This window comes from Glutamicibacter sp. GQ173, assembly GCF_059759215.1.
This window is the reverse complement of record NZ_JCAXDT010000001.1, coordinates 195845-219717: the sequence shown is the minus strand read 5'-3', so window position 1 is coordinate 219717 and position 23873 is coordinate 195845. Positions and strand designations below refer to the sequence as shown.

General features: G+C 57.5%; 21 protein-coding genes. 19 read left to right on the top strand and 2 right to left on the bottom strand.

Annotation, left to right across the window (positions count from 1 at the left end; translation table 11 throughout):
* Positions 1–36: 36 nt before the first annotated feature.
* Positions 37–1731, bottom strand: a complete 1695-nt coding sequence (locus AC6CHO_RS00990; RefSeq protein WP_498213189.1) for a LysM peptidoglycan-binding domain-containing protein — start codon at positions 1729–1731, stop codon at positions 37–39.
* Between the two features lie 207 nt (positions 1732–1938).
* Here AC6CHO_RS00990 and AC6CHO_RS00985 point away from each other — a divergent pair, with 207 nt between their 5' ends.
* Entirely contained in the window at positions 1939–2292 is a 354-nt protein-coding gene (locus AC6CHO_RS00985) for an Rv2175c family DNA-binding protein (protein WP_444663053.1), read from the top strand.
* Between the two features lie 108 nt (positions 2293–2400).
* On the opposite strand, the gene AC6CHO_RS00980 is transcribed toward AC6CHO_RS00985, so the two are convergent.
* Positions 2401–3507, bottom strand: coding sequence for a polyprenyl synthetase family protein (locus AC6CHO_RS00980; protein ID WP_498213188.1), 1107 nt, complete (start codon positions 3505–3507; stop codon positions 2401–2403).
* Positions 3508–3669: 162 nt separating this feature from the next.
* On the opposite strand from AC6CHO_RS00980, the gene dinB reads away from it, so the two are divergent.
* From dinB to AC6CHO_RS00890, 18 genes are all read left to right on the top strand, one after another.
* Positions 3670–4836, top strand: coding sequence for a DNA polymerase IV (dinB, locus tag AC6CHO_RS00975; protein ID WP_444663057.1), 1167 nt, complete (start codon positions 3670–3672; stop codon positions 4834–4836).
* A gap of 182 nt (positions 4837–5018) precedes the next feature.
* A complete protein-coding gene (locus AC6CHO_RS00970) occupies positions 5019–5402 on the top strand; it encodes an SCO2097 family morphological protein (protein ID WP_498213187.1) in 384 nt (127 codons plus the stop codon).
* A gap of 559 nt (positions 5403–5961) precedes the next feature.
* Positions 5962–6375: a division/cell wall cluster transcriptional repressor MraZ gene (mraZ, locus tag AC6CHO_RS00965; protein ID WP_060701988.1), complete on the top strand. Its 414-nt coding sequence runs from the start codon at positions 5962–5964 to the stop codon at positions 6373–6375.
* Positions 6376–6546: 171 nt separating this feature from the next.
* The gene (gene rsmH, locus AC6CHO_RS00960; protein WP_444663063.1) at positions 6547–7539 is read left to right on the top strand and encodes a 16S rRNA (cytosine(1402)-N(4))-methyltransferase RsmH; all 993 of its coding nucleotides are present in this window, start codon (positions 6547–6549) and stop codon (positions 7537–7539) included.
* Between the two features lies 1 nt (position 7540).
* Positions 7541–8320: a cell division protein FtsL gene (ftsL, locus tag AC6CHO_RS00955; RefSeq protein WP_498213185.1), complete on the top strand. Its 780-nt coding sequence runs from the start codon at positions 7541–7543 to the stop codon at positions 8318–8320.
* A 73-nt stretch (positions 8321–8393) separates the two neighbouring features.
* Positions 8394–10208, top strand: a complete 1815-nt coding sequence (locus tag AC6CHO_RS00950; protein WP_498213184.1) for a peptidoglycan D,D-transpeptidase FtsI family protein — start codon at positions 8394–8396, stop codon at positions 10206–10208.
* A complete protein-coding gene (locus tag AC6CHO_RS00945; RefSeq protein ID WP_498213183.1) occupies positions 10202–11794 on the top strand; it encodes a UDP-N-acetylmuramoyl-L-alanyl-D-glutamate--2,6-diaminopimelate ligase in 1593 nt (530 codons plus the stop codon). Before AC6CHO_RS00950 ends, AC6CHO_RS00945 begins: the two co-directional genes overlap by 7 nt.
* A gap of 50 nt (positions 11795–11844) precedes the next feature.
* On the top strand, positions 11845–13302 hold the full coding sequence (locus tag AC6CHO_RS00940) for a UDP-N-acetylmuramoyl-tripeptide--D-alanyl-D-alanine ligase (protein WP_498213182.1): 1458 nt from the start codon (positions 11845–11847) through the stop codon (positions 13300–13302).
* Complete coding sequence (gene mraY, locus AC6CHO_RS00935; RefSeq protein ID WP_444663072.1) at positions 13299–14402, top strand: phospho-N-acetylmuramoyl-pentapeptide-transferase; 1104 nt, start codon at positions 13299–13301, stop codon at positions 14400–14402. Before AC6CHO_RS00940 ends, mraY begins: the two co-directional genes overlap by 4 nt.
* A complete protein-coding gene (gene murD / locus AC6CHO_RS00930; RefSeq protein ID WP_498213179.1) occupies positions 14384–15928 on the top strand; it encodes a UDP-N-acetylmuramoyl-L-alanine--D-glutamate ligase in 1545 nt (514 codons plus the stop codon). Before mraY ends, murD begins: the two co-directional genes overlap by 19 nt.
* A 49-nt stretch (positions 15929–15977) precedes the next feature.
* Positions 15978–17216: a putative lipid II flippase FtsW gene (gene ftsW, locus AC6CHO_RS00925; protein ID WP_444663075.1), complete on the top strand. Its 1239-nt coding sequence runs from the start codon at positions 15978–15980 to the stop codon at positions 17214–17216.
* Between the two features lie 97 nt (positions 17217–17313).
* On the top strand, positions 17314–18435 hold the full coding sequence (gene murG / locus AC6CHO_RS00920) for an undecaprenyldiphospho-muramoylpentapeptide beta-N-acetylglucosaminyltransferase (protein ID WP_444663077.1): 1122 nt from the start codon (positions 17314–17316) through the stop codon (positions 18433–18435).
* Positions 18436–18439: 4 nt separating this feature from the next.
* A complete protein-coding gene (murC, locus tag AC6CHO_RS00915) occupies positions 18440–19837 on the top strand; it encodes a UDP-N-acetylmuramate--L-alanine ligase (protein WP_498213178.1) in 1398 nt (465 codons plus the stop codon).
* 61 nt (positions 19838–19898) lie between these two features.
* Positions 19899–20633 carry a cell division protein FtsQ/DivIB gene (locus tag AC6CHO_RS00910; protein ID WP_444663080.1) on the top strand — a complete coding sequence of 245 codons (735 nt, stop codon included), beginning with the start codon at positions 19899–19901 and terminating at the stop codon, positions 20631–20633.
* Positions 20634–20851: 218 nt separating this feature from the next.
* Entirely contained in the window at positions 20852–22048 is a 1197-nt protein-coding gene (gene ftsZ / locus AC6CHO_RS00905; protein ID WP_171918577.1) for a cell division protein FtsZ, read from the top strand.
* Between the two features lie 21 nt (positions 22049–22069).
* Positions 22070–22792 carry a purine nucleoside phosphorylase YfiH/LACC1 family protein gene (locus tag AC6CHO_RS00900; RefSeq protein WP_498213177.1) on the top strand — a complete coding sequence of 241 codons (723 nt, stop codon included), beginning with the start codon at positions 22070–22072 and terminating at the stop codon, positions 22790–22792.
* A 125-nt stretch (positions 22793–22917) separates the two neighbouring features.
* The gene (locus tag AC6CHO_RS00895) at positions 22918–23469 is read left to right on the top strand and encodes a cell division protein SepF (RefSeq protein WP_060701975.1); all 552 of its coding nucleotides are present in this window, start codon (positions 22918–22920) and stop codon (positions 23467–23469) included.
* A 23-nt stretch (positions 23470–23492) separates the two neighbouring features.
* Positions 23493–23789, top strand: coding sequence for a YggT family protein (locus AC6CHO_RS00890; RefSeq protein WP_060701974.1), 297 nt, complete (start codon positions 23493–23495; stop codon positions 23787–23789).
* Positions 23790–23873: the final 84 nt, after the last annotated feature.

Genomic DNA, 23873 nt, shown 5'->3' with positions numbered 1-23873 from the left:
GCACCTAGGTGCTAACCCCGCCTTCACTGCGTTGTCTTAGCGGAAGTTCTTCATGTGTGCCTTGATGCTGGCAACATATCGCTTGGTATCTTCGTACATGCCGTTCTTGTTGACGCCAGCAAGACCCTGGTAGTACGCCGCAATGGCGGTATCCAGGTCATCGGTGTTGTCCAAGTTGTAGGCAATAACTGCGACACCAGCGGTGACGTTGTCCCGAGGGTTCAAGACGTTGAGGTCCTGGCCGATTCGGGAAGCAATCCAGTCGCTTGTGCTAGGAAGTACCTGCATGACACCCACAGCATTGGCAGGTGATACTGCACGCATGTTGAATCCGGATTCCTGGTATGCGTGTGCCATGGCCAAAGCAGGATCTACACCCATGCTCCGGGCGGTGGAACGGATAAGGGCCTGCATTTCGGAACGGCTTGGGACATCAACCGAGTCCAGGTAATCCTTGTTCGCATTGGCATCGCGAACAACATGATCAGCGTAGGTGCGGCCTTCGAAGGTGTTACCGATTTTTTCCTTCTTGGTCTCACCAGTCGGAGCTACTGAGGAACCTGAAACCTTGAGCTTGGCACCAATCTTCAAAGGCGTGCTAGCGCTGAACTCAGGGTTCAGATCCAACAGGGACTTCAAGGACATGCCGTGCTTTACTGCGATGCCACCGAGCGTATCGCCTGACTTGACAGTGTAAGTCGAGGTCGTAGTCTTGGGCTTGCTTGGGGCCTGCGGCTTAGACGTCGAAGATCCGCCTGACACCTTGATCTTGTCTCCAGGGTAAATACGCTTGCTCGAGGAGATGTTGTTGATCTTGAGCAACTCCGAGAGGCCCATTTGGTGCTTGGCCGCAATCCCACTGAGCGTATCGCCCGACTTGACGGTGTAGCTAGAAGTGTTCGACGAGGACTTCTTGTCAGAAGCATTGGACTCGTTCTTCGAAGCTGACCCGTTGATCTTGAGCTTGTCACCAGGGTAAATGACCTTGCTTGCCGAGATGTTGTTCTTGCTCAGCAAGGAGGACAGGCTCATATTGTGCTTGACCGCGATGCTACCTAGCGTGTCGCCTGACTTGACAGTATAGGTCGCGGACCCCGACGAGGAGCCCTTGCTCTTGGTATGTGAGCTTGGCGACTTGGTATCTGAGCTGGAGCCGTTGACCTTGAGCTTGTTGCCAGGGTAGATGACCTTTCTTGCCGAGATGTCGTTCTTGCTCAGCAGCGAAGACAAGCTCATATTGTGCTTGCTGGCGATTGCACTGAGCGTATCGCCGTTCTTCACCGTATAGGTCGTCGTTCCTGAGGAGCCGCCCTTGGTCGTCTTGGAGCTCGACGAATTGCCGGAGACCTTGAGGGTCTTGCCCGCAATGATCACGTCGCTCTTGAGCCCGTTGAGCTTCTTCAGCTCGGAGACAGAAGTGTGGTATTCGACAGCGATGCTCGACAAAGTCGCGCCAGCAGGAATCCTGAATTCCTTGACATCGCGCTTGGCGGGCAAGCCGAGGGTTGAGACCCGTGATGCGATCAAATGAGCTTTGATCTGGTCTTCGGCGACCTTGATTGATTCTGGGGTGACCGCCTTAGCCAGGCTGCCTGAGGTCTTGGGGAGGGATACGGGGGCTGCCTGCGCGGCAGGTGCCAACGCGAGGCTACCAATGACCGCGGCTGGGATGGCCGCGCCTGCTACTACGCCTAACGCATGCTTCGAGACATGTTTGGATTCGTGGGGCATGGAGTCGATCCTCATATATACGGTGAAAATAACGGGCATTGCGTCACAGGTAACACCAGAGGCTTACGTTCCTAATGTTGTCTGTGATGCAATTGTTATCAAAGTGATACAAGGAAATTTACACTACTCATGTGGCGCATGGAAACTGCTGAGGTGAGTTTTCCCAAAGTTTCTGCGGAGTTTCCGAATTTGTGGGAACCTTGATGGGTGAAGGAAATCGTAGAACTAGTCGGCCAGTGGCTGACCCTGCCAGATTTGGCAGAAGAATTAGATGTAGACATTCGCCGCGTGCACCGCTTGCTGGACGAGCGTGCAATTATCTCGGTGCGAATCGGTGAACGGAACATCCGTTCCATCCCAGCTGATTTTCTCCAGGACGGCTCGGTGGTAGAGAGCCTAAAGGGAACTCTTTCGGTTCTATTGGACGCTGGTTATTCCGACGAAGAGTCAATTTCGTGGCTGTTCACGGACGATGACTCGCTGCCGGGTACGCCGATGAATGCCCTGCGCTCCGGACGTAAAACTGAAATTAGAAGGAGGGCGCAGGCGCTGGCCTGGTAGCTCTTTTCTTCGCGGAGTTTTGCTTGAAAAACAACGAATGGGTCTCAACCTAGCCCCGAGTGATCAGGGGGGTTGAGACCCGTTGTTATATGCCGGTGATTATTGCGTCTATTTTATGCGCTTGGTGACGGCGTCGCTTAGTTGTTGGAGCCCGGCACGAGCCTGCGAGTCGATTGGCAATTTTTCGAGTGCTTGACGCGATTGTTCAGTTAGTTCGCTAATGCTGTTCTCAGTTGCTTCGAGGGCCCCGCTATCGCGAAGTATGCTGCTGAGCTGTTCTACTTCCTGTACTGACATATCTGCAGCACCGAGACGCGACTGAATGAAGCTGCGCTCTTCCAGGGTGGAAAGCAGCAGGGCATGGGCGATGAGCTCGGTTCGCTTACCTTCCAATAGGTCTCCACCGGTTGGCTTGCCGGTAACGTCTGCGTCACCAAATACCCCTAGAACATCGTCGCGAAGCTGGAAGGCTTCACCGAGGGGCAAAGCGAAGGCTGAATAGCTGTTCATGAGCTCGGCGTCAGCTCCGGCTAATGCGCCTCCTAGCAAAAACGGATTTTCCGTGGAGTACTTTGCTGACTTGAACCTTACGATGGTGCGCGCGCGCTTCACCGCTTCACGAGGATCATAGGCTGGGCCTGCTGATTCCTCGAGAACGTCCAGATATTGACCGGCCATTACTTGAGTTCGCATCTGGTTGAAGATGACGCGCGCCTCTTTAGGGAGATGGTCGATTTCGGAGAATGCTTCTTCGCTCAACGACAGGCAAAGATCCCCGGTCAGAATGGCGCTCGCACTGCCGTATGCCGCAGCGCTTCCCGCTAATCCCAATTTTTGATGTTGCGCTTCGAATCGCTTGTGCACGCTAGGTTGCCCGCGGCGCGTATCCGAATTGTCGATGATGTCATCGTGTATCAGCGCAGCCGCCTGGAATAGTTCCAAAGCAACACCGAGGCGGACAATGTCGGTTGAATCCTTGTTCCCGCCAGCTCCTAGATATCCCCAGAAAGCAAAGAGCGGACGCAAACGCTTTCCGCCCTTGGTGAGCGAGCTGATGGCGTTGACGATTTCGACTGCACTGGAAGTAATGTGGCTAACTTCAACACTTTTCGTGGCCAAGAATTCTTCTAGCAACCGTGCAACTTCAACGGTGTACGTTTGGCTCAGCTCCAAGGCTTTGGCCTCGACGGATGGCAAAGAATCAGGCAGCGACATGCAAAATCATTTCTTCGGGTAAGTGCGACTGGTTAGACACAACTCTACCGGTGATTGATTGGGATCGCGCTTCGCAGGTCCTCAAATGCAACTAGGGTGTAATCCGAACATATATTCGAGTATGGTGGAGTTGTTCGTTGTATTAGGGACAGGGAGGCATAGATGGTGCATCGCGCGGTATTGCATGTCGATATGGATGCCTTTTTCGTTTCGGTGGAACTGCGCAATCGTCCCGAATTGGTCGGCAAGCCAGTCATCGTCGGATTCCCCGAAGGGCGAAGCGTTGTGCTCTCCGCCTCGTATGACTGCCGTGCCAGGGGAATCCACTCTGCGATGCCAATGAGCCAGGCTATTCCACTTATGCCAGAGGCGACAATAATTGAACCGAGTCACCACTTGTATGCTCAGGCTTCTGGGGAAATCATGGCCTACTTCCGCACGCTGACGCCCTTGGTCGAGCAAGTCAGCGTTGATGAAGCATTTTTGGATGTCACTGGAAGCATGCGCATGCTCGGCGGCCCCATGGAAATAGGTCGGACCATTCGAGAGCACATACGGAAAAACATGGGTTTGCCAGCGAGCGTGGGCATCGCCAAGAACAAATTCATCGCAAAGCTTGCATCCACTTATGCCAAACCTGATGGCATGGCCGTAATCGCACCAGAACGCACAGAGGAGTTCCTCGAGGATCTTCCGGTGTCCAAAATGTGGGGTGTAGGAAAGCGCACCGGGCAGCAATTGCACGCACTGGGTATCGAGACCGTCGGGCAGCTGTCACGCGAGCCCGAAGAACGATTGATTGACCGGATGGGGGAGCATGGTCGATCCTTGCATCGACTTGCCAACGGGATCGATGAACGTCCAGTGGAGGTAACCCGTGACGAAAAGAGCATCTCAGCTGAACACACGTTCGCCGTTGACATCTCTGAAGTGCGGTTGCTGGAAGATGAACTGATGCGCCAGAGCCACCGTGTGGCCAAGCGTTTGAGGGATCATGGCAAGGCGGCTGGTGGCGTCGGGCTGAAAATAAAATATCGTGATTTCACTGGTCTGACGCGTTCAAGGGCGCTCGGAGCCGCGACGGACTCCTCGGCAACCGTGGGCGAGGCAGCCATGCTGCTCTTGACGAAGTTGTTGCCGCTATCCCAGCCCGTGCGATTGATTGGTGTTCGCGCTGAGCGGCTCGAGGATTCCGCCGCTGGACTGCAGCTGAGTCTTGATCCAAAGGATGAGAAGGTGAGGGATGCTGAACGGGTGGCTGACCTCATTGGACAGAAGTTCCCGCAATCGTTGGTGACTCCGGCACGTTTTTTGCGACCGAGGGAGTAAAGGTATTCTGTGAGCCAGGTGAGTATATGAGACCAGTGGTGAAGATCAACTGGCAAGTTGGCCGTAAAAGAGACTATCCTAGTAGTAAGGCTCATAAGAATCGGGGAACTTTTTCCCTTGACTCGGCGTTGAACCTAAGGACGGTAAACGACCGTTGAGTTTGCCTTTGGAAGGAGAAGACGATGCCGCTATCGGAACACGAGCAGCGTTTGTTGGAGCAGCTTGAAAAGCAGTTGCATGAAGACCGTCGCTTCGCCTCTAGTATGAAGGGGCCTGCAAACGTAGGGCGCCTTTCTACGCGAAACATTGCGCTGGGCATTCTTCTGGTCATCATTGGCCTGGCCGGTCTGATTTTTGGTATCTCGCAGCACATCATCATCCTCGGGGTTGTTGGTTTCGCTGTTATGTTTGGCGGCGTGCTGTTGGCGCTGACCAAATCAGCCTCAGGAAAAGTCGGTCGCGCAGGCGGTAATGGAGCGAAGTCTGCTGCGAAGAGCAATTCACAGTTCATGTCTAGCCTTGAAGAACGATGGAATCAGCGTAAACGGGATCAGTCCGACAGCTGATACGCGTACATATAGACATTGAGGTGTAGCCCAAGGGTTACACCTCTTTTTACTTTAAAGCCTGTCTTTGATTAGAACCTCCAGTCGCAATGGCCACCTATCTCGCCTCTGAGAGCCGACGGCATTGAAACAGGCGCAGGATTGGTCTCGCCGTGCCCCTGGGCCAGGTGTTCTCGCCAGTGGCGGCCACGGACCGCGACACGCCTCAATCCGGGAATTCGGATTCTCTGGAGATTCCAAGATTCAGTTTTCAGCGGCGTTGCGAACCGTGCCCCACTTTCCTCCCCGAGGCCCTCCACTTCCCACCACGGGCCGTAGATTTGCCTAGATTCCGCAGGGTTTGCAGGAAAAATCTATGAAGCGAAGACCGTATCGGAGTGTGATCTCCATTTTCGCTCCACCGGAAGTTGGTGCAAGAAACCGCTAAATTTAGCCAATTTTTAACTCCAGACTCTCGCGAAAACAGCAAAATCGCATTGACAGTGGGGGGTTGTGGAGTAAAGTGGAGGCAAGTAGAGAAGAGTGGGGGTTCCGGCCACTTCGCGGAAAGGCGGTGTGCATGTTCCTGGGAACGTACACGCCGAAACTTGACGAGAAGGGCCGACTGATTCTTCCTGCTAAATATCGTGATGAGTTGTCCTACGGGCTGGTGCTTACTCGTGGTCAGGAACGTTGCATATACGTTTTTAGCCAGCGGGAGTTCGAGAAGCAGCACGAACAACTAGCGCAGGCATCTTTGACCTCACGACGAGCACGCGACTACGCACGTGTGTTCCTCTCTGGGGCCTCTGATGAAGTTCCGGACAAGCAGGGACGCGTCACGATTCCGCAAGTGCTTCGCACTTACGGCGGCCTTGACCGTGAAGTGACAGTTATTGGTGCGGGCAACCGCATTGAAATCTGGGACACGCAGGCTTGGCAGCAGTATTTGGACGAACAGGAAGATGTTTTCTCCGATACTGATGAGGACTGAGGCCGCCAGGCCAAGGTTCAATCCAGCAACAGTTGATGTTGGGATGAGATCTCCAGCCACCTAGCGGGGCAAATCATCTGGCTTCACTTCCCCGGAGCCAGAAGGTGGACCACCACTTGGTTGGAGGGGGATCTGATCTCAACAACAGATCGAACAGCGAAAGGGGGCGCAGTGCCAAATCAGGATTCCCAGCGACCAGCATCCGAACGCCATGTTCCAGTACTTCTGGACCGTTGCGTCAATCTCCTCGCACCAGGTATTCAGCGTGCAAATGCTGAAGGCCGTAGGGCAATCGTTGTGGACTGCACCCTTGGAATGGGCGGACACTCGGAAGCAATTCTGAAACGATTCGACAACCTCCACCTCGTTGGTCTCGACCGTGACGAGCAAGCTCACGAGCTGGCCGGCGCTCGGCTGAAGCCCTTTGAGGATCGCATCGATCTCGTCCACGCCGTATATGACGAAATTGCCGACGTCGTCGACGATCTGGGTTTTCCCGGTGTCGACGGGGTGCTTTTTGACCTCGGCGTTTCATCGCTCCAGCTTGATGAGCGCGAACGTGGTTTCGCCTACTCCTATGACGCTCCGCTGGATATGCGCATGGACACCTCGGTAGGGCCAACCGCCGAGGATCTGGTTAATGACTTGGAGCGCGACGAGTTGCTGCGAATCATTCGCCAGTGGGGTGAAGAGAAATTCGCGGGTCGGATCTCAACAGCCATCGTTGAAGCACGCGCAAAATCGCGGATTACGACGACGGCGGAACTTGTCGAGATTATTCGGAATGTGGTTCCTGCCGCCGCCGCCAGAAATGGCGGACATCCAGCCAAGCGGACCTTCCAGGCCCTGCGCATCGCAGTTAATGAGGAACTCGACGTGCTGGAGCGCGCAATTCCTGCGGCGATGGGCGCTTTGAATGTCGGCGGCCGAGTCGTCGTGATGAGCTACCACTCCCTTGAAGACAAGATCACCAAGAGGCACTTTGTGCAGGGTGCAACCTCTTCTGCTCCTCCAGGGTTCCCGGTGGAGCTGGAAGAACATAAGGCCGAATACAAGGTCCTGACCAAGGGCACCGAAAAGCCAAGCGACCAGGAAATTGCGGAAAATTCCCGTGCAGCCTCAGCTCGTTTGCGAGCTGTGGAGCGAGTGTTGAAGAGGAGCTAGGATGAGCCAACGAGCCCCGCGTCGCGTGCAGAAAATTGCAGCCGTGAACAACCAGCCAGTTGTCGAAGGCAGCGCTGCACGAGCCTTGCGCCCAGAGCCCGTGCTTGCCAGCCAATTGCCTAAAGGCGAGTCTCGTCAGCGAGTGACCCTTTCCTTGGTGCCTCGAATCAAGGAATCGAACCGTCGCTCTATGGTTACGATGTCCGCGATTCTCGTACTGCTGGCCTTCAGCGTCATTGTCACCCTGGTGCTGCTCAACACCTCCGTTGCCCAGCGACAGTACGACATTGTTTCGCTGCGCAACCAGGAGCGCGCGCTGTCCCAAGAGAACCAGGCCCTGCTCAAGGAAGCCCAGTCACTGGCTGCACCGCAGGCTTTGGCGGCAAAGGCCAAGGACCTTGGACTGGTTTCGCCAGGGGCTCCCGGTCTGATCAGCCTCTCAGAAGGCAAGGTAACCCAGGAAGCCGAAGATGCCGTCAAGGCCAAGGGCAATAAGCAGGAATATGGAACCCTGCCATTGCCTGGCGCCAGTGTCAGCGAAGGCGAGGGGACCCAGGCGGAGGCTGAATCCAAAAAATCCTCGACGCCAAAGACCACTGTGGGCAAGACCTCAACAGAAGCAGAGAAGAAGACCGAGTCTGCACAAGACTCCAAGGAAGCCGAAGTGAAGACCGAAAAGCGCGATCGGGAGGTCGCTGAGGATGGTCGCCCGGTCTTCCAGGATGCAGAACTCAATGGCGGCACGATCCCGGCGCCAAGCATCAAATCCCCAGCAAAGTAGCGAGATCTTTCTAAGCTGGAACAGAGCTAGCTGATACTGCTGGAATCCACGCTGAGGGAAAGTTAGGTTCATTGTGAGTTCGACGGCAATCGATACTGCGAAAAAGCGGATGCGCTTCGTACTGATCCTCTCGGTGACCCTGCTGGTGATCATTCTCGCCCGGCTCGTCTGGGTCCAGGGAATCAACGCCGCCACGGTTGCCAACGCGGCCCAGCAGAACCGCGAACGCGAAGAGGTCATTGCGCCCATGCGCGGTTCCATCGAAGACCGCAATGGAACCACCCTCGCCGTTTCCGTCGACCGCTATGACCTCGTCATCGATCAGCGCGAACAGAATGAGGATATTCGCCGCGCCAAACGCGACGGCTCCAACGGGCACGAACGCATCAGCTGGGACCAGGCCATCCAGGAATTGGCCAAGGCGCTCGATCAGGATCCTGAGGAACTGGCAAAGAAAGTTCGCCCGCAAGGGGACGCCAAGCCCAAGGGGTACGTGGTGCTCGCCAAGAGCGTCACCCCGGAAGTTCGCAACGAAGTCCGTGAAATCGGAATCCCTCGCCTCTCATCGTTGTTGCGCAGCGAACGCCAGTACCCGCAGGGCGTTATCGCCGGCCCGCTGCTCGGCTTTGTGCGCAACTCGGAGGACCAGACATCCGTGGTCGGTGCCGAGGGGCTCGAACTGAGCCAGGAAGACCACCTCGCTGGCACCGCGGGCAGCCGCAAATACGAAATCAGCGCCGACGGTGTGCGTATTCCGGTCACCGAGGTTGAAGAAACTCCAGCGGTCAATGGACAAGACGTCATCCTGACCATCGACTCGGACATCAACTACGTGGCCCAGCGCGCAGCTGAAAAGAAGCAGGCGCAGTTCAACGCCGAGTGGGTGTCCGTGATCGCCATCGAGGTCAAGACGGGCAAGATCCTGGCCATTGGCGATTCTGCAGAACTGGATCCCAACGACCCCGGTGCCACCGCTCCGGAGTTCCGGCGCTCAACGTCGATCACCCGTGCCTTCGAACCAGGCTCGACAGGCAAGGCACCGATCTTCGCTGCTGCCCTCGACCAAGGGGTAGTCAAGCCCACCGACGAATTCACCGTCCCGAACAAAAAGACCTTTACCAAGGAAACGATCAACGACTCCTTGGAACACGCCACCTACGACATGACCGCGGCGGGCATCTTCGCCCGCTCGTACAACACCGGTACCGTGATGGTCGGCAACAAGATGAGCAAGCAGACTCGCTATGACTACATGAAGGCCTTCGGCCTTGGCACTCCAATCCAAGTTGGACTGAACGGTGCCAGCGCTGGCCAGCTTGCGGCTCCAGAAAATTGGGATCGCCGCCAGCAGTACACCACCATGTTCGGCCAGGGCTACTCGCAGACCGTGCTGCACACGGCATCGATCTTCCAGACCCTGGCTAATGGCGGCGTCCGCTTGTCGCCGAGCCTGATCGAAGGCTACCGGAACGATGACGGCTCGGTCACGAAGATTCCAGACCCCGAAGAGAAGCGTGTCGTCAAGGAATCCACCTCCAAGGAAATGCTGAAGATCATGGAATCCGTGGTCGACTTCGGAACCGGCTACAAGGAAGCGATCCCCGGATACCGCGTCGGAGGCAAGACCGGTACCGGCCAGGCCGCCAGCGCCAAGGGCTACGACGGCTATACTTATTCATTTGCAGGTGTGGCCCCGCTGGAAGATCCGCAGTTCGTTGTTGTTGCGACCATGTACCGCCCCAAGGGCAACTGGAAGGACTTCTCGGTAGCGGACACGTTTACCGACGTGATGAGCCATACGCTCAACACATTCAATGTGCCACCGAGCACGACTAAGTCAGAGGCGTACGACGTCTTTGTAGGCAAGGAACAAAAGAAATCTTGGTAGTCCAGAATCCCGGTACTCCGCGTGAGTTGGAACGGTACCTTCGTCCAGAGAATATGGCCGGCGTGGGCTTTGACCAGGTGTGCGGCGCTGCCGGCGCCGTGCGGACCGGAGCGCAATTCAACGCCGCTCCGCAGATTCTCGGTGTCAGCCTGAACCCGCAGATCGTCCAGCCTGGCGACGTCTTCCTGGGCATCTCGGGGGCCAAGCGCCACGGGGCCGAATTCGTTGACACTGCCATTTCCAACGGTGCCCGCGCCATCATCACCGATACCGCTGGCTTGGACTTCCTGCCAGAAGAACTATCGATTCCTGTGGCTGTTGTCGCCGATGTGCGCAAGGCCGCCGCCCAGGTTGCCCAGGCGGTCTACGGCACCGATCAACGCAGCCCCCAGCTATTTGCGGTGACCGGAACCAACGGCAAGACCACCACGACGTTCATGATTCGCGCGATCCTCGAGGCCCTCGGTGAAGAAACCGGCCTGATTGGAACCATCGAGATGTCCGCACGCGGACAGATCATCCCGAGCGTGCTGACCACCCCGGAATCCACGCAGCTCCATGGCGTATTGGCTCGCATGGCACAACAAGACGTGAGTTCTGTGGCGATGGAGGTTTCCAGCCACTCGCTGAGCTATGGCCGCGTTGATGCGTTGAATTTTGCCGTCGCCGGCTATACCAACCTGACCCAGGATCATCTGGACCTGCACGGCACGATGGAAGACTACTTCCAGACCAAGGCCCAGCTGTTCACCTCCGAACACAGCGCCTCGGCGGTCGTCATGGTTGATGACCCCTATGGCGCTCGCCTCGCCGAGCATGCTCAGATCCCCACCCAGTCGCTGAGCCTGGACGAGAACAATGAACTAGCCGACTGGCGTGTCACCGACCTGGCGCACTCCGGGCTCGGACATAGCTTCACGCTGCTGAACCGTGACGGACGACTGCTGCGCACGCGCACCGCACTGCCCGGCATGTTCAACGTCGCCAACGCCGCTTTGGCCACCGTCATGGTGCTGGCCAGCGGGGCAGAGCTTGATGCACTGCAGAAGGCCCTTGACGCCAAGGACCCGCTGTCGGTAGCAGTACCGGGACGCATGCAGGTGGTTGCCGAATCCCCAGTGGCCGTAGTCGACTTCGCGCATAACTCCGACGCACTGGCCAAGGCCCTGGATTCCATCCGTCCGGGCGCCAACGGGCGCAGGATCGTGGTCTTCGGTGCCACCGGTGAGCGCGACAAGACCAAGCGCCCGGATATGGGAGCGGTGGCCGCACGCCACGCAGACATCGTAATTGTCACCGATGACGACCCGCATGGCGAAGCGCCAGAGCCGATCCGCGAGCAGCTAGCTGCCGGTGCGCAAGGCGCCATTGACGCCGAACGGGCAGAAACCCAGCTTTTCAACATCGCGCCACGCGCTAAAGCCGTGGAATTCGCTGTGAGTTTAGCGCAGGCCAATGACGCGATCCTGGTCGCTGGTCGCGGACACGAAGTCAGCCAAGACGTCGCGGGAATCGATGTAGAACTCGACGACCGAGTTGAACTGGCAAATGCCCTGAAACTTCATGGATTTGTGACCAATTCCTAGTCGGCACAAGACCACGATCACCACCGCTCAAGTGTAAAGTCCTTAATGCCATGATTGAACTGTCTTTAACCGACCTTTTGAAGATCACCGGGGGAGAAGCGACTGCTTCAGCCGCTTCCGACACGGTGGTTACTTCTGTGACCACGGATTCACGCGAAGTCACCGCTGGTTGCTTATTTGTAGCCAAGCCCGGGGAATTTTCCGACGGGCACGCTTTCATTGATAAAGCTCTGGCCTCCGGCGCCGTATTGGCATTGGCCGAGCGCCAGACCTACGACGATGCCCGCGCGGTGCACCCCTCGATCATCGTCGACGACGCTGTTGAAGCCATGGGCAAGATTGCCGCTCACATCGTCGAATACCTTAAAGCCAATAACGATGCCAAGGTCATCGGCATAACCGGTTCAGCCGGCAAGACCACGACCAAGGACCTGCTGGCCGGAATTCTGTCCCGGGTAGCGCCGACCGTTTCACCTATCGGCTCCTATAACGGCGAAGTTGGCGTGCCGCTGACCGTCTTTAGCGCGACCGAAGATACCAAGTTTTTTGTCATCGAAATGGGCGCTACCGGGGTAGGCCACCTGACCTACCTGACCGATATGGTGCACCCGCACGTTGGCGTGGTGCTCTGTGTTGGCACCGCGCACGCCGGAGAATTTGGCGGGGTCGAGAATATCGAGAAGGCCAAGGGCGAACTCGTAGAAGCCCTGGACGCCGACGGCATTGCCATTTTGAATGCAGAGGATCCCCGCGTTGCCCGCATGGAATCGCGAGCCCGCGCGCAGGTTCGATTCTTCGGCACCAGCGAGCAGAAGCCCGAACGCGCAGGGGTCTGGGCCGCCGACGTGGTCGTCAATGGCTCCGGCCAGCCGCAGCTGACCTTGCAGTTCCCCGACGGCTACAGCCAGCGGATTACTTCTGGTTTGCTGGGCCGCCACCACGTGGGCAATATCTTGGCTGCCGCCAATGCCGCCTATGCGCTGGATATCAGCCCGCAGATCATCGCCGAAAGCCTGGAGGGCCAAAGAGCCAACAGCCGTTGGCGCATGGAACGCAGCGAGCGTGCCGACGGCGTGAGCATCATCAACGATGCCTACAACGCCAATCCGGAATCCATGCGTGCGGCCCTGGTGACACTGGCCGAGCTGGGCCTGGGGGAGGACGGTGCTCCTGGCCGCCGCACCTGGGCTGTCCTGGGCGAAATGCTGGAGCTTGGCGACGAGAGCATCCACGAACATGATTTGCTCGGACGAATGGCAGTCCGAATGAACATCAAGAAACTTGTTGTGGTTGGCCGGGGAGCCAAGCCAGCATATAACTCTGCCGTGCTTGAAGGCAGCTGGGGTGACGAAGCCTTCTACGTGGAGAGCGTGGACGAGGCTCGTGACCTGCTGCAAAAGGAACTCCAGCCAGGCGATATCGCCTTGTTCAAGTCCTCAAATGGGGCCGGTCTGCGCTTCCTCGGCGACGACATTGCAGCGTTCGTGAAGGAAGGCGAAGACGCGTGATCGCATTGATCCTGGGCGCAGGTATTGCCCTTGTACTAACCATGGTGGCCATGCCGCTGTACATCCAGCTTCTGACCAAAAAGCAGTATGGCCAGGTGGTTCGCGATGATGGGCCGAACTCCCACGCGGTCAAGTCCGGTACCCCCACCATGGGCGGTGTCGTCTTTGTCCTGGCCGTCTTCGTTGCCTACTTCGCCACCCATGGCATCCTGGCCCTCATGGGACGCTCCTCCTCCGGAATTACGGCCTCTGGACTTCTTGTCCTCCTGCTCTTCGGCGGCATGGGCCTGGTCGGCTTCCTCGATGACTTCATCAAGATCTTCAAGAAGCGCTCGCTGGGCCTTCGCGCCTGGCAGAAGATCGTGCTGCAGGCCGTCATCGGCATCAGCTTCGCCGTGCTGGCCCTTCAGTTCCCGAACGAGCAGGGCCTGACGCCAGGCTCTACCGCGATTTCCTTCCTGCGCGATAGCAATATCGATTTGGCCTTCGCCGGCCCGATGCTGGGATTGATCCTGTTTGTCATCTGGGCGAACTTCATCGTTACCGGCACCACCAACGCTGTCAACCTCACCGACGGACTCGATGGCCTGGCCACCGGTGCCTCGATCATGGTCTTCGGTGCCTACACCCTGATGGGCATCTGGCAGCAGAACCAGGCCTGCTCCAATATGAACTCGCTGGATGTTTGCTACTCGGTGCGCGACCCCCAGGACCTCGCCCTGCTGGGCGCCACCCTTTCGGGAGCGCTCATCGCCTTCCTCTGGTTCAATGCCAAGCCGGCAAAGATCTTCATGGGCGATACCGGTTCGCTGGCCATCGGTGGCGCTGTTGCCGCCTTCGCGATCCTCTCGCGCACCCAGCTGCTGCTGGTGGTGATCGCTGGCCTGTTCGTGATCATCTCGCTGTCGGTGATCATCCAGGTGGGCTACTTCAAGCTCTCCGGTGGCAAGCGCGTGTTCAAGATGGCGCCGCTGCAGCACCACTTCGAGCTCTCAGGCTGGTCCGAAGAAAATGTCGTTATCCGCTTCTGGATCCTGGCTGGCCTCTTTGTCGCCGCCGGACTGGGACTCTTCTACTCTGAATGGGTTGTCGCACTGTGAGCGCAGATGCCAAGAAATTGCTGGATTCGCTAACCAGCTGGGATGCCGACTGGAAAGGGCTGCGGGTTGTCGTTGCGGGCCTCGGGCTCTCCGGATTCTCCGCGGCCGACACGCTGATTGAGCTGGGCGCGATCGTCACCGTCATTGACGGCAAAGACGGCGAGCTGAACCAGCAGCGGGCAGAAACACTGAAGATCGTCGGCGCACACGATGTGCTGCTTGGCGCCCAGAATGTCCAGAGCCTGCCCCTGGTGGATGGCCAGCGGGCACAGCTGGTGATGGTGTCGCCAGGCTGGAACCCGCGCCACCCGGTTATCGCAGAGGCCGATGAAGCAGGGATCGAGATCTGGAGCGATATCGAGTTGGCATGGCGCGTGCAGAACCGTGCCGGGCACTCGGCTCCGAAGTGGCTGGCGATCACCGGCACCAATGGCAAAACCACCACCGTGGGCATGACCGAGTCGATTCTGCAGGCTGCAGGCCTCAAGGCCATCGCCGTGGGAAACGTTGGCACCCCGATCTTGGATGCGGTCCGCGAACCGGTGGACTACGATGTCTTCGCGGTGGAGCTCTCCAGCTTCCAGCTGCACTACACCCACAGCATTTCCCCGCTGGCCTCCGTGGTGCTGAACATCGCCGAGGACCATGTGGATTGGCATGGCGGATTCGAGAACTACAAGGCTGCCAAGGCCAAGATCTACGAGCGCACCCAGGTCGCTGCGATCTTCAACGCCGAAGAAGAAACCACCATCCGCATGGTTGAAAATGCCGACGTGATCGATGGCTGCCGAGCCATTGGCTTCACCACCGATTCGCCAGCGGTGTCCATGATCGGCGTTGTCGAAAACCTCCTGGTGGATCGCGCCTATATCGAGGACCGCAGGACTAATGCGGTTGAACTGATTCCGCTGGACCAGATCGGCGAGATCGTCCCGCGGCACACTGCCGCCAACGCCGCTGCCGCAGCCGCCCTGACCCGCGCCTATGGTGTGGAACCCGAGGCAATCGCCCAGGGCCTGAGCGGATTCGATGCCGGGGATCACCGCATCCAGGCAGTTGCCCGCAAGAACGACATTCTGTGGATCAATGATTCCAAGGCCACCAACCCCCACGCAGCCGATGCCTCGCTGGCAGCATTTACGCGCGTCGTATGGATCGCTGGCGGCCTGTCCAAGGGCGTGGAATACGACGAGCTGATCGCCAAGCACGCCCACCGGCTGGCGAAGGTGCTGCTGATCGGCACCGATACCGCAGGCCTGGTTGAGGCCCTGGCTGCCAAGGCGCCCCAGGTGGAAGTCATCAACATCACCGCCCAGGCGCTAGCCGCTGATGGGATCGCGCCATCCGGTACGCAGGTGATGACCCGGGCTGTCCACAAGGCAGCCGAGGTGGCCCAGCCAGGTGACACCGTCCTGATGGCGCCGGCAGCAGCTTCCATGGATCAATTCAGCTCCTATGCCCAGCGTGGCAACGCATTTATCAGCGCCGTCAGTGATCTGATGGATAGAGCTGGCGAAGGCAACTAGGCAACCGTTTACCGAACAGATGACACCGAGGCAGGAGGCACCGATGGCGATGAAGCAGCAACGACCGTCCACGGGCGCCAAACAGAAAACGCCCTGGTTCGCCAAGCTGATCGGCGGTGTCGAAAACGCCAGCGGTCGCATGGCTTCGATGGACTACTGGCTAGTCGTCGTGGTCTCCATCGTGCTCGCGATCTTCGGCGTGCTGATGGTGCAGTCCTCCGCATCGGTTGAGGCAATTGCCAAAGGCAAGGACGGATTCACTGTCGCCTTGTCGCAAGCGATGTTTGCTGGCATCGGAATAATCTGCATGCTCGGGATGCAGTTCATAAAACCCGAGAATCTGAAGAAGCTCGCGTGGTTGTCGGTAATCGCGGCCTTCCTCCTGCTGTTCCTCGTCGCCTTTACGCCCCTTGGGCATACTGTCCTCGGCAACCGAAACTGGATCAAGATCGGCCCCGTCGGCCTGCAGCCCAGTGAGTTCGCCAAGCTTGCCCTGGCAGTTTTTGCAGCGTTCATGCTTGAACGGAAACAGCACATGCTCCATGACATCAAGCACCTGGTGGTTCCGGTGGTGGCACCGGCAGGTATTGCCATCGTTGGCCTCGTGGTTGTCGGCAAGGACGTTGGTACCGCGCTGGTGCTGCTGATGATCATTGCGTCGGCGATGTTCCTCGGTGGCATCAAGATGAAGTGGCTCGCGGGGTTCGGCTTTATCGGCATGGTGGGCCTGGCGGTTGCAGTGATGGGATCTTCCAACCGCCGACAGCGCGTTTTGGCATGGCTTGATACCGACTGCGGTCCAAGCGATCAGCTATGCTACCAGGCGAGCATGGGCCTTCACGCCTTCGCCTCCGGCGGATGGTTCGGTGTTGGCGCCGGCCAGTCGCGCATGAAGTGGTCCTACGTGCCCGAAGCGCAAAATGACTTCATCTTCTCCATCTTGGGCGAAGAGTTCGGCCTGATCGGCGTCCTGTTCGTGCTGGTGATGTTCATCCTGCTGGCGCTGGCCATGTACCGCATCGCTTTACGTGCCAGCGACCTCTACACCAAGGTCCTGATGGGCTGCTTGATGTCGTGGGTTATCGGGCAGACTTTCGTGAACCTTGGCACCGTGACCGGCGTCCTGCCGGTAATCGGCGTGCCGCTGCCGTTCATCTCTTCTGGTGGTTCGGCCATGTTGGCAATCATGCTGGCCATGGGGTTTGTACTGTCTTCGGCCAGGGCCCAAAAACTTGCCTTTGATTCCTCGGAAGAGAAGAAAACCGCTAAGCCGAATAACGCAAAGTAGCCTGTGATTTTCACATGCTAAGTGAAGTTGTAGCCCTTCGAATCGATGACGTCGGGCGCTGATCCCGCATGATCGGGACGAAGGAGCATAAGACCAGATGACTGAAGCGATGCGTCTTGTTGTTGCCGGCGGCGGAACCGCCGGTCATATCTCGCCCATGCTGGCAATTGCTGACGCCGTCAAGGATGAGCAAGCAGATGCTCAGATCACCGCACTTGGTTCACCTGGCGGCCTGGAAACAAAATTGGTTCCGGACGCCGGCTACCCGCTTGAATTGATTCCCAAGGCGCCGATGCCGCGCAGCCTCAACCTTGATTTGCTGAAGTTCCCGTTCCGATTTATCGCTGCCTTGAATCAAGCCAAGCGTGTCTTGAAGCAGACGGGCGCTGAGGCAGTTCTGGGCGTTGGCGGATATGTGTGCACCCCCGCCTACCTGGCAGCCAAGCAACTCAGGATTCCGATTTTTGTCCACGAAGCCAATTCTGTGGCAGGCATGGCCAACAAGCTGGGCGCAAAGTCCGCTGCCTTTGTCGGGACGACTTTCGCCAATACCGGCTTGCCCGGTGAAGTGAAGGTGGGCATGCCAATGCGTTCGAACGTGGCCCAGATGAACCGCGAATCTCTTCGAGATGAGGCTCGCGAGTATTTCGGTGTTACCGGTGAGAAGATCGTTCTGCTGGTGACTGGCGGATCCTCCGGCGCTCAAAGCATCAATACCTCCATCGCTGCCTCGCTGGCGGAACTGAATGAGGCCGGCGTGCACACGGTGCACATCACCGGTCGAGGGAAACAGATTCTCGATGCGGATGGACAGGTCTTGGCCCACGAGGGATACACCCAGATCGAGTACGTGGACCGCATGGACTACGCGTACGCCGTCGCGGATCTGATGGTGTGCCGCTCGGGGGCCGGAACGGTGTGCGAGCTCGCCGTCGCCGGAACCGCTGCCGTTCTGGTTCCGCTGCCTATTGGCAATGGGGAACAGAAGCTCAATGCCCGCGAACTTGTAGCAGCCGGTGGAGCAGTTCTGGTCTCGGACGATGATTTCACCAAGTCCTACATCACCGAAAATGTCATTAAGCTGCTTGGCGATCAGCATAAACTTGAACAGATGTCTCAGGCAGCCAGCTCGCTAGGGCAACGCGACGCCGCACAAATCATGGCGCGTCGAATTATTGAAGAAGTTTCAACCCGTCGTCGTGCGGGGCAGGAAGGGTAGGACCATGGCATTGCGCGCCAACGAACTGCACGCTGAACTTGGCAAGGTACACCTCATGGGCGTTGGCGGTGTAGGCGTTTCAGCGGTTGCTCGATTGCTGCTGGATTATGGCCTGGAAGTTTCTGGAACAGATGCCAAGGACCTGCCGGTGCTGGAGGATTTGCGCCAGCGCGGAGCCCGAATAGAGGTCGGATACGATCCTGCCAATTTGGGCGATGCGCAAACCGTGGTGATTTCTTCGATCATCAAACCGGGCAACCCGGAATATGACGAGGCAGTTCGCCGAGGCCTGAAGATCCTGCACCGCTCTGAAGGCCTGGAAGCCACCATGCGCGGCCACGATAAGATCGTGACTATCGCGGGCACCCACGGAAAGACCACCACAACTTCGCTCACCGCCCACATGCTCAAGGCTGTTGGCGCTCGTCCCAGCTTCGCCGTAGGAGCCAACATAGCGAGCCTGGGTACCAACGCCGAGCTGGGGGAGGGTGGCTACTTTGTGGCCGAAGCCGATGAATCCGATGCCTCGTTCCTGAACTACCGTCCTGACGTCATCATCGTGACCAATGTGGAAGCGGACCACCTGGACCACTACGGCACCGAAGAGGCAGTTCATCAGGCCTTTGTCGATTTTGCCCGGTTGCTTCCGGAAGATGGGCTGCTGATTTGCTGCGCCGATGATCCGGGTGCCAATAACCTTGCTCGCAAGATGCGCCATGAACGCAGTGACCTTCGAGTTCAGACCTATGGATTCAGCGACCATGCGGACCGCCGACTCTCACAGGCACAAGCAACCGACAACGGCCGGTTCACCGCCCGCGTCGAGTGGGGCAGCGGCCAGAGCTATACCTTGGACCTGGCTGTCCCCGGCCAGCACAACTTGCTCAATGCCACTGCGGCACTGTCGGTTGGCATGGATGCCGGTCTCGACGTCGAGGAAGCACTGGCAGCTCTGGCGAGCTTCTCGGGCGCCGCCCGTCGATTCGAGCTCAAAGGCAGCGTCGGCGATGTGAGGGTTTACGACGACTACGCGCACCACCCGACCGAGGTGCTCGCTGCGCTCTCCGCAGGACGTACGATGGCGGGGGAAGGGCACCTCCATGTGGTATTCCAGCCCCACCTGTTCAGCCGCACAAAGGAGTTCTACCGCGAGTTCGCGAAAGCTCTTTCGCTTGCCGACTCAGTGGCAGTACTTGAAATCTACCCTGCGCGTGAAGAACCAATTCCGGGCGTTACCAGTGAATTAATTGCCTCGCGTGTTGAGGTTCCAGCTCACGTGCTGAATCCTGCCGCGGCGGTCGCGCACGTGGTGGAGCAAGCCGAGCCAGGAGATGTAGTGATGACCATCGGTGCCGGAGATGTTACGGCGCTGGGTTCGCAGATCATTGAGTCGCTGAGCTAGCGTCAACTTGAAATTGTCATAGGCCACTGACGTTGGTCGTTTCAACCAAACAAGGTGTTCCATGGGTGAAGAAGCAAAAGTCGTAGAACTTCCAGAAAGTCCAGAGAAGAGACGGCGCAAGCTCTTGATTATTATCGCTGCCTGCATCGTGGTCTTGAGTCTGGCAGCGGTGTTGATCTTGAGTTTTTCACCTGTTCTTGCGGCAAAGAAAATTGAGGTCACTGGAACGAAATTGGTCAATGCCGGCAAGCTGGCCGAATCGCTGGAGCCGCTCAAAGGCACCCCGTTGCCGAGAATTTCTGAATCCAAGGTTCAAGAGCTGATGGGCAACCAGCCGGCCATTGACCAAATCGTGGTGAAGGCGCAAATGCCAGACACCCTGGTAGTCGAAGTCATCGAAGCAGTCCCCGTGGCCATCCTGGTGGAAGGCGACAAACAATATTTGGTGGCGGATACCGGCAAGAAGCTGCGAACCTTGGGCAAGAACGACAAGACGAAGCTGCCCAGAGTGAAAGCCAGCGATGAAACCAAGGACCCGGAGAAGTTCAAGCTGCTGACCGGGATCTTGAGCACAGTTGACGGGTCGGTGCTGAAACAGGTTTCCACTGCGTCGCTGTCCAAAGCAGGGTTCGCCGAATTGTTGTTGCCTAAGAAACGGACCTTGATTTGGGGAGACGCTTCTAAACCGGCACTGAAAAACGAGGTCGCGAAAATCTTTGTCAAGGGCTTGAGCGACAAGTACGCCTCAAAGACGACTATCGACGTGACCAATCCAGAGAATCCGGTGGTTTATTAAGTCGCGTTCCTCTGGGCGCGGGAAGACCAATAAGCCGACAAATTCTGGAAAGATAGTTTTGAATAAGCGACACGCCTAAGTGGTCGTTGCAGAAAGACCATACGGCTCATAGCGTTTCTAATAGCGATAGCTTGACAGATCCTAAACCTTAAGGCTAAAGGTGAAGGTTTTTGGCTGAAGTCGTAAACATGTAGCACATCTAACAAGGGAAGCGGGACGTGGCAGCTCCACAGAATTACCTCGCGGTCATTAAAGTCGTCGGAATCGGCGGTGGCGGTGTAAACGCAGTCAATCGAATGATCGAAGTCGGTCTCAAGGGCGTTGAGTTCATCGCCATTAATACCGATGCCCAGGCTCTGCTTATGAGTGATGCCGACGTCAAGCTCGACGTGGGACGCGAACTTACTCGTGGCCTGGGCGCTGGCGCCAACCCTGATGTGGGACGCCAGGCAGCTGAAGATCATGTAGAAGAAATCGAAGACGTCCTGCGCGGCGCCGATATGGTCTTCGTGACCGCAGGCGAAGGCGGCGGTACCGGTACCGGTGGCGCACCAGTCGTGGCACGCATTGCCCGTTCGCTCGGCGCACTGACCATCGGTGTCGTCACCCGTCCATTCACCTTCGAGGGTCGCCGCCGTGCGAACTCCGCCGAGTCGGGCATTGAAGCCCTGCGCGACGAAGTAGATACCCTCATCGTGATCCCGAACGATCGACTGCTGTCGATCTCGGATCGCAACGTATCGGTGCTCGATGCATTCCGCCAAGCAGACCAGGTCCTGCTTTCCGGTGTGCAGGGCATTACCGACCTGATCACTACCTCGGGCCTGATCAACCTCGACTTCGCCGACGTGAAGTCCGTGATGCAGGGGGCAGGCTCGGCACTCATGGGCATTGGTTCGGCACGGGGCGAAGACCGCGCAGTCAAGGCAGCCGAACTGGCTATTGCCTCGCCACTGCTCGAAGCTTCCATCGATGGCGCCCACGGCGTCCTGCTGTCCATCCAGGGCGGCTCGGACCTCGGCCTGTTTGAAATCAACGAAGCTGCACGCCTGGTGCAGGAAGTTGCCCACCCGGAAGCCAACATCATCTTCGGTGCCGTCATTGACGACGCCCTGGGCGATGAAGCACGCGTTACCGTGATTGCTGCCGGCTTCGACGAGCCAGATGTCACCAGCAAGCCAATGGCCCCGGTCGCAGCAAAGCCAGCTGTATCATCGCGTCCAGTTGAGCCGGTACCTGCTTCGGTTCCAGAAGCGCAGTCGCACCCAGCGCCTGAAGCTGCAAAGCCAGCACCTGTAGCTGAGGAAAAGCCTGCAGCTGAAAGCGCGGGCTCGTTCCAGGAACTTCCTGATGTTGTCGATTCGGACCTCAACGGTTCCAATGACGACCTGGATGTCCCTGACTTCCTGAAGTAAATAACAGCGAGAAGCTGAGCAGTGCTACATTTCACGTCGGACCTTGATCCGAGTATTCAACTGGCGTTCACTTCGCAGGATGAGGGAAACCTCGCCCTGCATGTGAACGATGATCCTCGCTGTGTGGCAGAGAATCGAAGCCGGCTGGAGGACTTGATCGGGGTCCGGCGTTTCTCGCTTAACTTCATGAACCAGGTGCATTCAGCAGATGTCCTGACGGTGCAACCTGCGGCGCGCACTTCATGGTCAGAGCCTCCCGCTCCAACCTGCGACGGACTTGTTGATCCGACCGGGACCCAAGCCCTGGCGGTCATGGTTGCAGATTGCCTCCCGGTTCTTTTTGTCGGACGAAGCAAAAACGGCCAAGAAACGTTGACTGCCGCGACGCATGCAGGACGCCGTGGATTGCTGGACGGCATCCTTACCCGCACCGTGGAGCAGCTGAGCATGCTGGGCGCCACAGAGATCGAAGCAGTTATCGGTCCATCGATTTGCGGGTCTTGTTATGAAGTTTCCCCTGAGATGGCAGAAGAATCTGAACGCATCAGAACCGGGATTCGCTCAGAGACTCGTTGGGGCACGGCAGGATTGGACCTTCCAGCCTCAGCCGGTCAAGAACTAGCCCAGCTTGGAGTCGCAGTGCGACAAAGTGGCGTGTGCACTCTGGAAGACGAAAACTACTTTTCCTATCGCCGTTCAAGCGACGCCGGACGGCTCGCTGGTCTGATCTGGCCCGCAGCCTAGGCGTGCGCGACACACCGCGCAAAATTGAGCGAATGAACGTTATCTGCCGAAATTTGTGCGGTAGCGTCGAAGTAGCGGAAGCATGCACTGGGGTTGCGTGCAAGGGATAAACAAGGAGAAACATCGTGGCTGACGGACTGCGCAAAGCAATGGTATATCTCGGCTTGGCGGATGCCGTCGAGCAAGAAGAAACCCAAACAGCACAAGCCGAGCCTAGGAGCCAGGTACGTGTTGTTGAAGATGCAGCCCCCAAGCGCACTGCTGAAGCCCCACGCCCGCAGGCTGTCGCACGGCCGGCTGCACCGCAAACACAAGCTAGAGAACCAGAGTCGGAATACCGCGCTCCGGTCACCCCAATCAAGCGTGCCCCTTCAGTACGGGATGAGGATTCCGAATTGCGTCAGATTACAACCGTTCACCCGCGTTCTTACAACGATGCCAAGATCATCGGTGAGAACTTCCGTGACGGAATCCCAGTGATTATGAATGTCACTGATATGGGAGAGACCGATGCCAAGCGCCTCGTAGATTTCTCCGCAGGGCTGGTTTTCGCCCTGCACGGCTCCATCGAGCGGGTTACCAACAAGGTGTTCCTGCTCTCTCCAGCGACCGTTGAGGTGCTTGGAGAAGACCGTAAGCAGTCTGAAGCCCAGGCTACTTTCTTCAATCAGAGCTAAGTTACCAGGAGCACAAGCGCAAAATGGTGTTCGGGATCATCTATCTCGCTTTAGCAATCCTGCAAATTCTGCTCTTGATGCGAATTGTGTTGGATATAACTGAAAGCTTTGCTCGCCACTGGCGTCCCACGGGTATCGCTTTGATCGCAGCAACGGCGATTGTGTCGATAACCGACCCTCCTCTGCGGTGGTTGCGCAGAAGAATTAAACCCCTAGATCTCGGCGGAATCCGTCTTGACCTGTCGTTTCTGCTGCTGTTTATCGTTGTAATGCTTCTCAAAGCTGTGGTAAGTAGTTTAGGCAGTACTACAGGGATCTGATTAGGCGATTTTCGTCTAAACCGGGGATTGTTCTAAGAGTTCAAACCCTGTAGATTCAAAGAATATGAGACACGGGCGTAAGCT